Genomic DNA, 270 nt, shown 5'->3' with positions numbered 1-270 from the left:
GGTCATGCCCGGGAACCGGTCGAGCACCCGCGCGGAGACCGAGCCGGGGCCGCACGCCAGGTCGACCACCAGGGCGCCGGCGGGCGCGGTCTCGGCGAGCACGTCGAGCATCACCCCGAACCGGTCCTCGCGCCGGTTGATGTACTCCGCCTGCTGGCGGTCCCAGGCCGCGAGGTGCGCGCGCGACCAGTCGGCGACGGCGGTCACCGGTCCACCCCCCCGAACCCGACGTGCGCGCCGGACAGCGTCGAGGGCCCGTCGGTGCTGCGG

General features: G+C 77.0%; 1 pseudogene. It reads right to left on the bottom strand.

The features are described 5' to 3' along the window. Positions 1 to 207 (bottom strand): annotated as a pseudogene (locus KVT14_RS20420) (hypothetical protein); the annotation flags it as partial. Positions 208 to 270 lie beyond the last annotated feature (63 nt).

Source organism: Cellulomonas sp. GbtcB1, from assembly GCF_019091725.1.
Taxonomy (GTDB): Bacteria; Actinomycetota; Actinomycetes; order Actinomycetales; family Cellulomonadaceae; genus Cellulomonas.
The sequence above is the reverse complement of the archived record's forward strand: the minus strand, read 5'-3'. Positions and strand labels throughout refer to the sequence as shown.